At 32.8% G+C, this 14,990-nt stretch carries 14 protein-coding genes; 2 read left to right on the top strand and 12 right to left on the bottom strand.

Going from position 1 to position 14,990, the window contains the following annotated elements; translation table 11 throughout:
* Positions 1 to 64: 64 nt before the first annotated feature.
* Genes M1D64_RS03555 through M1D64_RS03545 form a run of 3 tightly spaced genes read right to left on the bottom strand, consistent with a single transcriptional unit; the run spans position 65 to position 4,065 of the window.
* A complete protein-coding gene (locus tag M1D64_RS03555; RefSeq protein WP_069826076.1) occupies positions 65 to 1,132 on the bottom strand; it encodes an alanine/ornithine racemase family PLP-dependent enzyme in 1,068 nt (355 codons plus the stop codon).
* 3 nt (positions 1,133 to 1,135) lie between these two features.
* On the bottom strand, positions 1,136 to 2,893 hold the full coding sequence (locus tag M1D64_RS03550; RefSeq protein ID WP_041080819.1) for an IucA/IucC family protein: 1,758 nt from the start codon (positions 2,891 to 2,893) through the stop codon (positions 1,136 to 1,138).
* Positions 2,890 to 4,065, bottom strand: a complete 1,176-nt coding sequence (locus tag M1D64_RS03545) for an MFS transporter (protein WP_175267829.1) — start codon at positions 4,063 to 4,065, stop codon at positions 2,890 to 2,892. Before M1D64_RS03545 ends, M1D64_RS03550 begins: the two co-directional genes overlap by 4 nt.
* A 104-nt stretch (positions 4,066 to 4,169) precedes the next feature.
* Between M1D64_RS03545 and M1D64_RS03540 the strand changes: the two genes are divergently transcribed.
* Positions 4,170 to 6,125 (top strand): IucA/IucC family protein, encoded by a 1,956-nt coding sequence (locus M1D64_RS03540; RefSeq protein ID WP_480977549.1) that lies wholly within the window; start codon positions 4,170 to 4,172, stop codon positions 6,123 to 6,125.
* A 103-nt stretch (positions 6,126 to 6,228) separates the two neighbouring features.
* On the opposite strand, the gene M1D64_RS03535 is transcribed toward M1D64_RS03540, so the two are convergent.
* The 6 genes from M1D64_RS03535 to M1D64_RS03510 form a co-directional block, all read right to left on the bottom strand.
* Positions 6,229 to 6,729 carry an Asp23/Gls24 family envelope stress response protein gene (locus tag M1D64_RS03535; RefSeq protein WP_041080815.1) on the bottom strand — a complete coding sequence of 167 codons (501 nt, stop codon included), beginning with the start codon at positions 6,727 to 6,729 and terminating at the stop codon, positions 6,229 to 6,231.
* Positions 6,730 to 6,904: 175 nt separating this feature from the next.
* Positions 6,905 to 7,144 carry a DUF2273 domain-containing protein gene (locus M1D64_RS03530; RefSeq protein WP_037537971.1) on the bottom strand — a complete coding sequence of 80 codons (240 nt, stop codon included), beginning with the start codon at positions 7,142 to 7,144 and terminating at the stop codon, positions 6,905 to 6,907.
* Positions 7,145 to 7,156: 12 nt separating this feature from the next.
* Positions 7,157 to 7,693 (bottom strand): alkaline shock response membrane anchor protein AmaP, encoded by a 537-nt coding sequence (gene amaP, locus M1D64_RS03525; protein WP_011302617.1) that lies wholly within the window; start codon positions 7,691 to 7,693, stop codon positions 7,157 to 7,159.
* 144 nt (positions 7,694 to 7,837) lie between these two features.
* Positions 7,838 to 9,412, bottom strand: coding sequence for a BCCT family transporter (locus M1D64_RS03520; RefSeq protein WP_075339842.1), 1,575 nt, complete (start codon positions 9,410 to 9,412; stop codon positions 7,838 to 7,840).
* A gap of 221 nt (positions 9,413 to 9,633) precedes the next feature.
* Positions 9,634 to 10,641 (bottom strand): zinc-binding alcohol dehydrogenase family protein, encoded by a 1,008-nt coding sequence (locus M1D64_RS03515; RefSeq protein WP_011302615.1) that lies wholly within the window; start codon positions 10,639 to 10,641, stop codon positions 9,634 to 9,636.
* 20 nt (positions 10,642 to 10,661) lie between these two features.
* Complete coding sequence (locus M1D64_RS03510; RefSeq protein WP_002482647.1) at positions 10,662 to 11,669, bottom strand: NADP-dependent oxidoreductase; 1,008 nt, start codon at positions 11,667 to 11,669, stop codon at positions 10,662 to 10,664.
* Between the two features lie 149 nt (positions 11,670 to 11,818).
* Here M1D64_RS03510 and M1D64_RS03505 point away from each other — a divergent pair, with 149 nt between their 5' ends.
* The gene (locus tag M1D64_RS03505) at positions 11,819 to 12,811 is read left to right on the top strand and encodes an LLM class flavin-dependent oxidoreductase (protein WP_069826081.1); all 993 of its coding nucleotides are present in this window, start codon (positions 11,819 to 11,821) and stop codon (positions 12,809 to 12,811) included.
* Positions 12,812 to 12,861: 50 nt separating this feature from the next.
* On the opposite strand, the gene M1D64_RS03500 is transcribed toward M1D64_RS03505, so the two are convergent.
* The 3 genes from M1D64_RS03500 to rplM all read right to left on the bottom strand — a co-directional run bounded on the left by M1D64_RS03500 (position 12,862) and on the right by rplM (position 14,792).
* Positions 12,862 to 13,725, bottom strand: a complete 864-nt coding sequence (locus M1D64_RS03500; protein ID WP_069826082.1) for an alpha/beta hydrolase — start codon at positions 13,723 to 13,725, stop codon at positions 12,862 to 12,864.
* A gap of 217 nt (positions 13,726 to 13,942) precedes the next feature.
* The gene (gene rpsI / locus M1D64_RS03495) at positions 13,943 to 14,335 is read right to left on the bottom strand and encodes a 30S ribosomal protein S9 (protein WP_002482644.1); all 393 of its coding nucleotides are present in this window, start codon (positions 14,333 to 14,335) and stop codon (positions 13,943 to 13,945) included.
* Between the two features lie 19 nt (positions 14,336 to 14,354).
* The gene (rplM, locus tag M1D64_RS03490; protein ID WP_002482643.1) at positions 14,355 to 14,792 is read right to left on the bottom strand and encodes a 50S ribosomal protein L13; all 438 of its coding nucleotides are present in this window, start codon (positions 14,790 to 14,792) and stop codon (positions 14,355 to 14,357) included.
* Positions 14,793 to 14,990 lie beyond the last annotated feature (198 nt).

Raw genomic sequence — 14,990 nt, 5'->3', positions numbered from 1 at the left:
TAATTACATATTTAATTCTATTGATAATGATTATCGGTGTCAATAAAAACTTTTAGTCTTTTTATTAAAGCTTAAAACGATTTGATTTTTCAACATTAAGATTGTTACACAAATTTTCTATGATCTCATCGTGATGATAAGCTTTTTTTAAATTAACCATATACATACTATGGGCTAATGCTTTATAACCTAAACTGAATTGTATTTTATCACCTACTTGATAGTAATCTTGATTCAATAAATCAAGCATGACATGATCACTCGTAGCACCTGCAATGCTTATATGGTGATGTAACGGTTGGATATCTTCAACAGCTGTATCTAAATTTCCTATATCCACAATCGCTTGTAAGTATTGATGTCCGGTAGCAATATTCATTCGAGGTTTAATTTCTACAATTTCCGCTTCTAAGGTTATTGCATTTTGATATAAAGAAGCTATGGATTGATTTGTTGTTGTTTCTACACCTCTAAATAAAGTTTCACCTATTCTTAACTCATTAATTCTGCCAAAATCTCTATAAAGCATTTGGGGAATCATACTCGAATTGCCACCTGAAATAATTGAAAATTTCATATTTGTCTCACGTTCCACTGAATCTACAAATTGATTGATTAAAGCCACATCTTCTTCTGTAGGTATGACTGATTGAAAACACATAAAATTAAACGCAAGACCAACGATTAACACATGGTGCATGTACAAAATTTCATTAATATAATCAATGATGTCATAGGTAAGAATGCCCTCTCGACCGTCTTTCCAATCTACCATCAACAATATTTTATGTTTTGTACCTTTTTCCCTAGCGATATCATTTAATCGTCGAATCGTTGTTATTTCAGTTTGGATACTGATATCCGTTTGCTGCACGACATCGTTTAATTCGCTTCGACTTGGCGTCCTAATCATCATAAAAGATAGATTTTCATTTTTACTTTTAGTAATGTTCTCAATACGGGCATCTGCAAAGTGTGTCAATCCGATTTCTTTGAGTGTTTCTACAATTCTATTATCACCACCAACACACTTAATTACGGGTGTAAATCGTATATGATTTTGATTAAAAATAGACGATAGCACTTGAGCATTGTATTTTATTTTTGATAAATTTATTTTTACTTGCGCCATACGTTACACCTCTTTATATATCGGATTCCTCAAATCTATTGTTACATATTGTTTCACTTTGCTTTCCATTCTCATTCTTAATAAAGCTTTAACAGTAATTGTCGGCCCAAATAGCACATTTCTTAATTTTTGGGCATGTGGTTTATGGGGATCAATTGCTTGTTCTACAATTTCACTTACAATCTCAAATAGCTGTGTTTCTTCAACCCCATCATATTGAGAAAAATGATGAATCAGTTCCGCAATTTGATTTTGAATTACAGCATGTTGAAATTTAGCAATGACTGATTCTATATTTTCTGCTATTAAACTTTTATTTGTAAGCGTGATATTGGGCAATTTTTGTTGTAATGTTGATAAATCAATTCTTGAACCACCTAAATCTCTAATAATAAATTGCATTTGATAATTAGGACCTAAATTAACAATTGTATTTTGCATATGTGCTTCTAAAGCAATACCATAATCTTGTATATAGGCTACTAAAGGATCAATCAATGTTTTGGTATAAACACTGAGAAATTTCTTAATCGTACCCTCTGTAATTTCATCATTAATCCAATTCAAATAACTATCTACTGTTATTTGGTTATCAACTGGATTTCTATTGACTAAACTCGCTGTCACTATAGTTGTACCATTATCAGCCAAATAGGGTTGATGTCTGACAATACAAGCCAAATGACGTGCAATATCAGGCTCCGTCTTAGCATGAATACCAAACGGCTCCATAGAAACATGCAGTTGAGGATATATATCTAGCATATCCTGTAATTCATAACTGAGTTTAGGCCCATCTACCGTTGTCACACTAGACACTGTACGTACTGCACTTGTGGCTTGTACATCAACTGGTAACTTGATATGGTAAGGTTTCCCTATTAATTGCATCGTTCTAAATGATAGTGTTGCTTTTGCTTCAACTTCAAAAGGTGTTGGTAATAAATACTTAGATTCAATCCATTCTGCAAATTGATGCGGAATAACCTTTTCATACTGCCAAGGGTGTACAAACATTAAACTATAATCATTTAATTCCAAGTCGTGAACATCCAAGAAGGCTTTTAATTTATAACGATATTCAGGAACAATCTCATCTAAAATGAAGTCCGTATCGTTTTCCATAGATGTTATGACACAATGTTGTTTATGTATAAGCATGATTGGCAAACCAATTATTTTTTCAAATTCTGGTGCATATTGTTTAATCTCTGCTTCTGATAAAGGTAACTTCGTCTTTGATAAAGGGTGTGTTGGATGACCTTCGATGACAAGACTTTCTGAATAACTTAAGTCATTAATTTGTTCAGTATCTGCCATATGTTGAAGCCATGAAAAGAAATTAATTGTTTCAGGCATTTTTGAAAATTTAAGTGTTGCATGAATTAGCGATTGTCTATGATTAAAGTGTTCATACGTTAATGCGAACCCTTCTCTACTGGATAGCAATTCTTCAGTTAATCTTTGACTAATTGGAATATCAAAATGAGTATCCAGTACAGTTAAAAGTTGTTCTAATGAAGCAATCTCAGTCTCTACTTTACCTTTGATATAGGAGATAGCACCATAAAATTCATATCTTTCCATAGCACTCTTTCTAGATTTTTGTAATTTCAACACTTGGCCATGAATTTGCAATTCAACAAAATGCTCATACTCGTTAAAAAACATGTTTTCAGGAAAAATTTGTTCTTTAATAATTGCATTAAAAATACGATATTGTACATTTCTATCTGCTAACTGCCACGTTTGATGCATCATACAATACTGCCTCCATTTTTTCTTTGTCTACTAATCACACTAAATACGAATGCGATGATAAATGTACTTATACCCATGATGACGAAAGTTTCAATAATCCCGATAAATTCTGCCAAGAAACTCATGACCATTGCGCCTAAAGGAATCATTCCTCTGTCCATCATTACGACGCTGAGTATTTTACCTCTATGTTCTGCTTTCACTCGATGTTGGAAGTAAATTCTATTTGTAGTGCGTGCCCATTGGCTAAAAAGACCTATAAAGAATATAGATGTAAATAACAACCAAGTTTGACTGCTAATTGTACAAAGCAGTGATACTCCGAATAAAATCGAACTCACGTAATACATTTTCACCATTGATACTTTCTCTAAAATATTAGGTAAAATCATGGTTGCAATAATACCACCTATCGCACAACACGTCATAGCACTCCCAAAAATAGTCACTTGGTTGGGAAATGTTTTATCCGTTAATACTGGTAATAACGTTGTATAGGTAAATCCAGTTGCCATAATCAATAATGACGTCACAAAGATTCTAGATCCTTCTAAATTTTCTTTAAAATATGTCATCACATACTTTATGCTTACATCTGTATTTTCCTTAGCTATTATATGCTCACTAAAGTTCAATGGCAAACAAAGTATGAGTGATACAAGATAGCAAAACGCTTGAACGCCAAAACTTATTTCTGCATTGTAAGTAGCCATGATAAAACCTGCGATGGCGGGTCCAATCGATCTACAAATATTAATAATAAATGAGTGATAAGCAACAGCCTGAGTCGTCGTTAATCTTTGAGTTAAATCTGGTAGCACTGCTTGACGTACTGGTGTTTCTATAGCGCTCATTATTCCCCGCCCAAGCGCATAAATTAAAAATACAACAATAGGTAGTTTTGCATGTTGAAATGTTAAAATACATAGTATAGTAGTTAATATGCAAGACGCTGATACAGTTATTTTTAAAAGATTACCTTTTTCATATTTATCTGCCAAACTGCCCGCCCATACACTTATGAGCAAAATGGGTACGAGTCGGAAAAAATTAATTAATCCGAGATAAATTGCGTTATGATATAAAGTAAATACATACCAATTCAGCGTAATTTGTCCAATCCAGTTCCCTAAAAACAGTAAGAATGAACTTGGAAAAAAATACTTTGCCATGTAATTCCTCCTGTTTTTTTAATTGATAATAATTATCATTATCGATAATATGGATTATACAAATATCTTATACGTTTGTAAAATAATTTTTTTAGAGGTGCATTATGAATTCCAAAATAAACGACAACAATTTAATTAATAAACTTACTAATGATGAACAATACGCGCTGTCTTATATACAATCTGTAAACCCTACTTGGGCAGAGGCATTTAATTCTATATTATTAGAAAGTCGAGATAAAATTTCACAAAGATTGATAACTTCAATGCATCGGGAGAATTTAGTTAATTGCCGAGATTACAGTGAAATCATTGATACTAAACAGTTATCTTTCACAATAGCTACACCACATACGAAAGTATTAACAATTTCATTCCCACATGCACAAAGAAAGTTATATGCGCCTATTTTAGGACAACATGCCTTCGACAGAATTAATGTGACAGGGCCATTTTATTTTGAACAAAATAATGAATATCATCGTATATTACATCCAAGTGAAATATTATCGTGTATTTTATTAGAAGCACCTCACTTAGATAATGAGGCAAGTATGCAGTTCAAAGAAGATATGGATAATAGCGTAGCTAATATGGCCATAGCATTAAGTTATCAGGCGTATACACTGACTGATGATAGCGAAACATTGTGTGAACTCATTTACGCATCGGCCGATCCGTATTTAAGGTCTGAGCAAGCAGTTGTCGAAGGTCATCCATTACATCCAGGTGCCAAATTACGTAAAGGTATGACACCTGAAACTGCAATTGCTTATTCTTCTGAATTTGCAAATAACATCAAATTGCAATTTATATTAATTCATAAAAATATCGCTAAAACACATGCTTTAAATAATAATTATAATGACTTAGTCTACAATTGCTTTGATGGTTTACATGATTCAGCAGTTAAAATACTCGGTAATGACAAAGTTGATAATTACTACGCGATGGCTGTACATCCATGGCAATATGATGAAATTTTAAAACAAGATTATATTCAAGAACTTGAAAAAGGACTCATTATCCCTGTTGACTACGAATTAGATTATTTTGCAGGTTTATCATTTAGGACGCTGATGCCTGAATTACCAGAAACATTACCACATATCAAGTTATCCACTAATGTTCACATTACTGGTGAAATTCGTACTTTATCTGAACAGACAACAATTAATGGGCCACAAGTTACAAGAATATTAAATAATATTAAAAGCACAGATAGTCTCTTTAAAAATATTAAGGCAGATACAATTGATGAGCTCGCAAGTATACATTTTTATAATCCGCAAGACGCCGAATCGATACAAACCATTAAAAGTGAACAATTAGGTACACTATTTCGTGAAAACATTTATAAATCTATTCAAAGCAATACCATACCGATGATTCCATCAAGTCTTGTTGCTAACTATATCAATAATAGTGAAACACCTATATGGACATTAATTAAAAAATACAAAAAAGCACATCAATTCGAGAGTTATGATGAGGCGAGTATCCAATGGATCCAATCGTATGCTCAAGCATTAATAGATTTAGCATTACCGTTATATGTAAAATATGGCATCGCTTTAGAAGCTCACTTACAAAATTCAATTGCGACATTTAAACATGATGGTTCTATAGATAAGCTCTATATTAGGGATTTTGAGGGTTTACGTATTGATGAGCACTATCTAAATAGCATGGGTTATTCTACCGATACATTTCATGAAAAGTCATTAATATTAACTGATCAATCTCAAACCGTATTTAACAAAGTCTTCTATTCAAGTATCCAAAATCATCTCGGTGAACTCATCGTATCCATAGCTCAGGCTAGTGAAAGTAAAGACTTGGAGACTTCAATTTGGTCTATGATTAGCAATATGCTTCATGAAAAACTTCAAGTAATCTCACAAACTATGGATGATACGACTAGAATCAAATCAATTAAATCCATTTTATTTGCTTCGAAAATTGATTATAAATGTGTAACGACAATGAGATTAGAAGATGAAGCAGACTATTATACGTACATCAAAGTCGATAACCCACTTTACCGTCCGCTAGATTAAAGTAAAAATAGATTGAATGAATGCGTTTATATTAATTTTAAATACGAAAAAAGTACCGATAAAGCCTAGGCTTTATCGGTACTTTTATTAGATTCTCAATTAATTATTGTAAACCTTTGTCCTCATTGTTTGAGCTTTGGTTTTTTTCATTTTTTTGAGACCATTCTTTTTTAGTCATTACATCTTCAACGCGCATATTAACTTCAACTACGTCAAGACCAGTAATATATTTAACTTGTTCTTTAACTAAGTCAGTTACTTTACGGAAGATTTTTGGAGCTGATTCGCCATATTCTAAAACAACTTTTAAGTCAACAGCAGCTTGTTTTTCACCAACTTCAACACTAACACCTTGTGTTACATTGTTGCTGCTACCGAATGAGCTAGAAATGTTGTCGACAAATCCGCCTTTCATTTCTAAAATACCACTAACTTCACGTGCTGCAATACCAGCAATTTTTTCAATTACTTCATCAGAAAATGATAATTTATTAGTGAACTCAGGTTGTTGATTTTGTTGCTCTTGTCTTTGTTCTTGTTCTTTCTCATTTACACCTGTTTGGTTGTCATAAGCTTGTTTAGCTTTGTTGTTATCTACTGCCATAATACATTCTCCTTTGTTAAATAAAATTTATTTTATAAATACTTAATAATCACTACTACTTTGTTAAATAAAATTTATTTTATAAATACTTAATAATCACTACTACTTTGTTAAATAAAATTTATTTTATAAATACTTAATAATCACTACTACTTTGTTACATCATTTTAATAGATTAACTCCATCGATTAAGGAAATTTAAAAAGTCTTGCTTACGGTCTTTAATGTACCCGATTCCTATTCCAATCAAACATAATACTAAAATTAAAATTGTACTCCAAAAACCTAAAGTTAGGAATAAAATCGCAATGATTAAGAATGTCAAGAAGCCGATAATTCTCCATTTAAAAGTTTTGAAAAAATCAACCACTTCTTGTGTAGAATCTTGTCCATTTTGGTTATTATTGTTAGCCATGATAACCCTCCCTTACAACACACGTTTGCCTGAAGTTTTTTGATCTCTAACGTTAACCTCTAATTTTGAAACAGGTAATTCTGTAAAATGCTCAACATTTTGCTTGATGTCATTTCTAATTTCTTCTGTTAAAGATTTAACCTGAACATCACCAGGAACAAAGAAATCTGCTTTTAAAGCAATGTGAGATTTCTTCTTCTTGTTATAAAGTTTTGCAATGACGTTTGGTTGACGTATTTGATCATATTGTGTAAGTGTATCGTAAGCTGATTTTTCAACCGCTTTTCTAGATACATAAATATGACCATCTTCAAAATCTTTATAAAGTCCAGGTTTTCTATACGTAGGTTTAAACAAGCTGAATACTAAAATGAGACCAATAATAATAAGTAATGCGGCTAATCCAATAAGTGTTGGTTCAAACCAGTTAAACTGAGTAAAATAATCTTGATACTGAGTTATTCTGGAATCTTTTATATACATAAAGAGTAAAAAGCCAACAATTACTACGATTAAAAGACCAAGGATAAAATTCTTAAGTCGTTTCACCTCGTATGACACCTCCTATGCTTTGATAATATGTACTTGTCATACAGAATACATACCCTTAAAAAAATTCTTAAAAACATTTTTATTGAATTTTATTTTTAACAATTTTGACAAAACAAATTGAGACTCACTATTAAATTTTGCTTATTTACTATTTTGTTCAAATTTATCTTCCTGATTTGCTTTACGATATTGTAAAAGCTTATCATCTGAAATCATTAATTTATTACTAGGCCTTGGTTTTTCAATAGATAATGATTTAAAAAGTGACCAAATCATAAATATAATAACAATCGAGAATGGCAAGGCTGCGATGATTAATAAGTTCTGAATAGATTGCGTGCCGCCAGTATAGATCATAATCATAGCGAATAATGCTAAAATAATGCCCCAACTTACTTTAACAAAACCTGAAGGATTGATACTGCCCTTCGAACTAAGCATACCTAAAACATACGTAGCTGAGTCAGCTGAAGTTACAAAGAAAATCATAATAACGACTAATGTCACTATACTGAGTACAAACCCTAATGGAAAATGTTCTAACGTCGCAAATGTCGCTGTTTCGGTTGCTTCTTTTGCAATATTGGCAATTCCATTTTGTTGTAAATAGATGGCAGACGCACCAAAGACTGCAAAAAATAAGAAACAAACAACTGCTGGTACAAATAGTACCCCCAGTATAAATTCTTTAATCGTTCTCCCTCTAGAAACACGTGCAATAAATATACCTACAAATGGTGCCCATGAAATCCACCATGCCCAATAGAATATCGTCCATTGTTGTAGCCATTGGAATTTTTCTCCACCTGCTTGTGGGATACGTAAACTCATATTAAAGAAATTCGCAATATAGTCTCCCAATGAATTGGTAAACGTATTTAAAATATTCAATGTTGGTCCAACACAAAATAGAACAAGTAATACAATAAAAGCTAAAATCATATTGATATTACTTAGATTTTTGATCCCTTTATCAATACCAGACCACGCTGACCATGTGAATAATACGGTTGCTATCACAATAATAATGACTTGTGTTACAAAATTCGACGGAATATCGAATAAGAAATGCAAGCCTTCATTGATTTGTAAAGCACCAAATCCCAATGTTGCTGCTACACCTGTAACTGTGGCAATGATAGCTAAGACATCTATCGAACCACCTATAGGTCCTCTCATCATTTTAGTTCCTAAAATAGGTGTTAGTGTAGCACTTACTAAACCTGGATAACCTTTATGAAAATTAAAATAAGCAAATACAAGTCCAACTATGCCATATACAGCCCAAGCATGAACGCCCCAATGGAAAAATGAGAATTGCATAGCTTCATTTATGGCGGTTTGTGTACCTGCCTTATGTAACGGTGTTAAAGTGAATGCATGGCTAATAGGTTCTGCAGTTGTCCAAAATACTAAACCGATACCCATACCCGCACTAAATAACATGGCAAACCATGATTTTAAAGAGAATTCAGGATCTTCTCCTTCTTCCCCTAAAGTAATAGATGAATACCTTGAAAATAATAAATAAACACAAACAATCAAAATAAATAATACAAGTAATAAATAATACCAGCCAAAATTGACTGCAATAAAATTCGTAATATTTTGCGTAACCATTTCAAGTTGCTTAGGTAAAACTGCACCATACACCACAAATAGCGTACAGATTAGTAATGCTACCCAAAATACCACTGTTAATTTATTTAGACGCATATCAAATTTACACACTCCCTATACTTTATGTATGATACATACCCTATCTTTTTGCATATATTCGTATACAGCGAACAGTGTTACAGATATTTAAATATTAATAATCACGCTTCAAAATTAAAAAAACATCTTTTAAATTAACCATTGCTAAGTGGCCTAATTTAAAAGATGTTTATAATACGTTTATATTGCATGTTTAAATAAAATGACTTTGTTTACACTTATAGTTTAATAACCAGTTTGCCTATCATTCCTTGGTTTTCAAGTTTAACATGCGCCTCGTATAAATGATCGACAGTTAAACCTTCAATCACTTCTGTAACAGTTGGTTTATAAATACCCGCTTCGATTTTTTCAGTTATATCTGTTAAATAATCACGATGTATTTGCATATCTTCTGTTTCATGAATTGGACGGGCTGACATGAATTCATGTGTGAATGTAATACTTTTAGGTTTGAGTAAGTTTAAATCTTGCTTATTGTTAAAGGCTACAATCGTAACTATCGTGCCTCTAGGTTTTACTAATTCAATCATCTTTTCATAGTACATATCCGTATCAAATGTACAGAAGATATAATCTACTTCACTTATTTCATATTTCTTGAATTCTTCAGCTAAATCATTTTTATGGTTAAGTACAATGTCTGCACCCATATCTTTGGACCAATTAATTGTTTCTTCACGTGATGCTGTTGTAATAACATTTAAACCGTAATGCTTTGCGATTTGCGTAGCGATACTTCCTACACCGCCTGCACCATTAATAATTAAGATAGATTTACCTTTGTTTTCTTCTGGATTAAATGAAATTTTAAAAGCATCAAATAATGTTTCATATGCTGTAAGTCCTGTTAAAGGCAAGCTTGCCGCTTCCACATTTGATATATTCTTTGGTTTTTTAGCAACTAATCGTTCATCTACTAATTGCAAAACTTGGTTAGACCCTTGATATTTTGGAGATCCAGAATAATATACCTCATCACCAACATTAAAATGGCTTACATCTGGTCCTACCGCCTCAACAATACCTACACCATCATAGCCCAATATGCGTGGTGCATGCTCTACTGGTGTTTTTCTTATTTTTGTATCTACCGGATTCACACTGATTGTTTTAACACGAACCAGTAATTCATATTGCTTTGGTTGTGGCGTTTCAGTATCAAACTCGTAAAATAAATTACCTTCATCTAAATTAAAATTTTTATCTGCACCGATCGCTTTCATAACATGCATCTCCTTAATAATTAGTTATTATCCGAAACTTGAACGACTTGTTTACCAAAGTTATCACCTGTAAATAAGTTTCTAAAGGCTTCTGGTACATTATCGAATCCTTCCATTACTGAAGTTTTTGTTTTAATCTTATCTTCTTGTACCCATTGCGCAAGTTTTTTACTTGCATTAGCAAAATCATCGGCATAATTTGCCACGATAAAGCCTTGCATTAAGGCCTGTGATTTAATAATAATTGGCTGAATACGTGGGCCATATTCTATTTCTGTATTATTGTAACCTGAAATAGCACCGCACACAGGTATACGTGCAAATTGATTTAAGTGTTTCATTACTTCATCTCCGACAGTACCGCCAACATTTTCAAAGTAAACATCTACACCATTAGGTACTGCTTTGGACAGTGCTTCTGAAAAGTTATCTGCTTTATAGTCAACAGCCTCATCAAATCCTAAAGAGTCAGTTAAGTAGTTCGTTTTTTCTTTGCCACCAGCAATCCCCACTACGTGTGCGCCTTTTAATTTAGCTATCTGACCCACTACTGAACCTACCGCACCTGAAGCGGCTGATACTACAACCGTTTCTCCTTCTTGGGGTTGTCCAATTTTTAATAAACCATGATATGCCGTTTGTCCCGTCATACCTAGTACACTTAGATATAAATATAAAGGGATATTCGTTTGCGTAACCTTAATGGCATGCTTTGCTTTTACATTCACAACTTTTTGCCAAGGGAAAGTACCTGTAACAATGTCACCTTTATTGAACCCATCCGCATTGGATTCAGTTACTTTACCAACGATGTGACCATTCATTGCTTCATTTAATTGGAATGGTGTAATATATGATTTACTATCATCCATTCGACCTCTCATGTATGGATCTACTGAAATATAGAGCGTCTCAATTTGTATTTCTTCACTATCTGGCATACCAACTTCAACTGTTTCATACTTGAATACATCATTAGAAGGAATACCTTCTGGTCTTTTGGCTAATACGATTCTTTCTGTTTTCATTATATTGCCTCCATTCACTCTTTTCTTATATTCTATAGAGATAGTTTTGTTCTATCAATCAAATCGCTTATTTAGACTTATCCGCTCATGTTATGATTTGGCTATATTATACAAATTAAACTTAATATTGAAGATAGGGGAAATCTATTGTGAAACTAAGTATATTAGATTATGTTCCAATATTTGAAGGACGTAGTGCAACCGACGCAATCAATCACGCTGTAGCTTTAGCACAATTATCCGAACAATTAGGTTATCAACGTTATTGGATTGCAGAACATCACCAAGTATTGTCTGTTGCTTCTAGCGCACCTGAAATGCTAATGATGTCTTTATTAGAAAATACGACATTGATTAAAATTGGCAGTGGCGGTATCATGTTGCCTCACTATAGTGCCTATAAAGTCGCTGAAATATTTAAAGTTATGGAAGCACGCCATCCAAACCGTGTAAACATAGGTACTGGTCATTCTCCAAGTTATAAAAATGTCAATCAAGCACTAAATGAATTTAAATCAGAGCAACCTGACTACTTAACGCAAATTAAAGATTTAATACATTATTTTAATGATGACACAGATAGTAACCACCGTTATAAGGATTTACGTGCCACACCGATAATAGAAACCAAACCGGATATGTTCATCTTAGGTACAAGTAAAACAAGCGCTACACTTGCGGCTAAACAAGGGCTCTCTTTTGTCATTGCGAACATGGGGCAAAATAAAAATCAAATACAATCAGTGATTAATCATTATCGTTGGTTGTTCAAACAATATCACCCAGCAAAACAGTCATATGTAATTATGTCTTCTTTCGTCATAACAGCTACCGACGCAAGTCAGCGTGAGTCATTAGCACATGCTTTTCATCTATGGTTATTGCGAATTAACTACTTGGATCAACCTAAATTTTATCCATCGACCTCTTATGCAGCACAACGAAAATATTCGTCCCGCGAATTAGAAAAAATAGAACAACATCAAAATAGAGTTATCGTAGGTTCTCCAGATGAAGTCATCTCAAAATTAAAATTAATGATGACAGATTTTGATATTGACGAAATCATGATTCAACCACACGTATTTGGTGAAGAAAATCGTAAATCATTATTAAATTTATTATCTCAAGCTAATGCTTAAATAAGCCAGTGCTACCAACATGATGATTGGGTAGACACTGGCTTATTTTGTTAATGCTTTTCATTTCCCCATAAAAATGTGTTGATTTTATCTATGACAATTTGATTATCATGTAATTCACTATGTTCTGCTTGAGGACCCGTCACTTTAAAGGTTTCATAACTTGCTATGTGATCTCCTAGTAAATATTCCAACGATTTTGAAGATACATTTGTTACACGTCCATCTGAATGTGTGCCATCGCCAATATCACCATAAATATTTAACACATGAGCATCTTTAGGATATTCATGCTTCATTGGTAATATATCTTTATAATCTTTTAACATTAAATTAGGTTTTCCTTGATTGTTCAATGTTATATTTAAATCTAAACCATTGATGTCTACTTCGCCGTTAAAATTTCCTGCTAAACTAACTTGTTTATTTAGTTTTGGTAAATGCAGATCATCACCATAATTCAACATATAATAACTGAAAGATTGATTACCCATGGAGTGTGCTACAAAATTAAATTTATTAAAATGATACTGTGTCATGGTCGCAATGATGACATTTCGAATCCACTGTGCATTTTTGTTTAAATCTTTATTTGTATTATCTTCTAAAATAATGTCAATGATTGGATTTTTCGCATTAAAATTTAAATCCCCTTCAAATGTCACCATTCCATTTCGAGATACCCTTGCCCTAACAACATCTTTTTCATTATCTAATTGGTAAGCAGCGTTCACTAATAACTTCATTGAGTTTCCTGTACCTGCATAACCATGTAAATAAAACGTGGGTATATGACTACGATCGTTATGACTAATTTTTCTATTGTCGTTAAATTTAAAAATTGAAATTGTAATGATGACAAATAAAATAATCATCATTACGATAGTTGTATATATCGCTGTTCTCTTTTTCATATTCGTACTCCAAATTAAAAAATTGTGTACTACTATTATAGATTAAATGACTCAAATAAGCATCATTTAGTAGTCATTGTGATATCTATAATAAATAAAAAAAGCTCCAGCTTATGCTGGAGCTTTAAAACGATGATTAATTTGAACACAAATTGCTGTTGCAACTCGTGTAGCAAATCTGTAAGCGAACAATAGATTCGCAACAGTTTCGGTAATATTAACGTTTTGAGAATTGTGGTGAACGACGAGCTTTTTTAAGACCTGGTTTTTTACGTTCTTTCATACGTGGGTCACGAGTAAGTAATCCAGCGCGTTTTAAAGAACCTCTGTATTCAGGATCAGCTTCTAATAATGCACGAGAAATTCCGTGACGGATTGCTTGAGCTTGTCCAGTAAATCCTCCACCTTGAACGTTAACTAATACATCATAGTTACCTTTAGTTTCTGTTACATCGAATGCTTGGTTAATGTCTAAAATTAATGATTCGAATGGTAAATAGCTACGTACATCGCGACCGTTTACAGTAATATTACCTTCGCCTGGTACTAAACGTACACGTGCTACTGAGTTTTTACGACGGCCTGTGCCTCTATATTCAACTTGTGCCAATGTAATTTCCTCCTTTTAATTAACCACGTAACTCGTAGTTTTCTGGTTGTTGTGCAGCGTGTGGATGTTCAGCGCCACCATATACAAATAATTTTTTACCTTGTTTTTCACCTAAACGAGTGCTTGGTAACATTCCTTTAATTGAATTTTCAAGTAAACGTTCTGGGTTATTCGCTTTTAACTCACCAGCTGAAATTGATTTAATTCCGCCTGGGTGGTTAGAGTGACGATAGTACATTTTATCGCGCTCTTTATTACCAGTGAAATGGATTTTTGAAGCGTTGATGACGATTACGTAATCACCTGTATCAACGTGTGGTGTATAAGTTACTTTATTTTTACCGCGTAAAATAGCTGCTACTTCTGATGATAAACGACCAAATGTTTTACCTTCAGCATCAATAACATACCATTTGCGCTCAATGTTTGATTCATTAGCCATAAATGTTTGACGCATATAATTGTCCTCCTAGAATGAATAAATGTTTCTCGTTTAATAGTTTATACTTTTTAAAACTTAGATTTCATTTATTTTATTAATTGTTTGTTTCTACGTGCTTCTATATCGTGTTACACAATAAGATTCCGGGGCTTATCGTGGGTGATATAAAACAATACCGTTAGTAATCGTATAATTTTTCTGTCGTTTTGTCAA

The organism is Staphylococcus sp. Z5-21 (genome assembly GCF_056529615.1).
The sequence above is the reverse complement of the archived record's forward strand: the minus strand, read 5'-3'. Positions and strand labels throughout refer to the sequence as shown.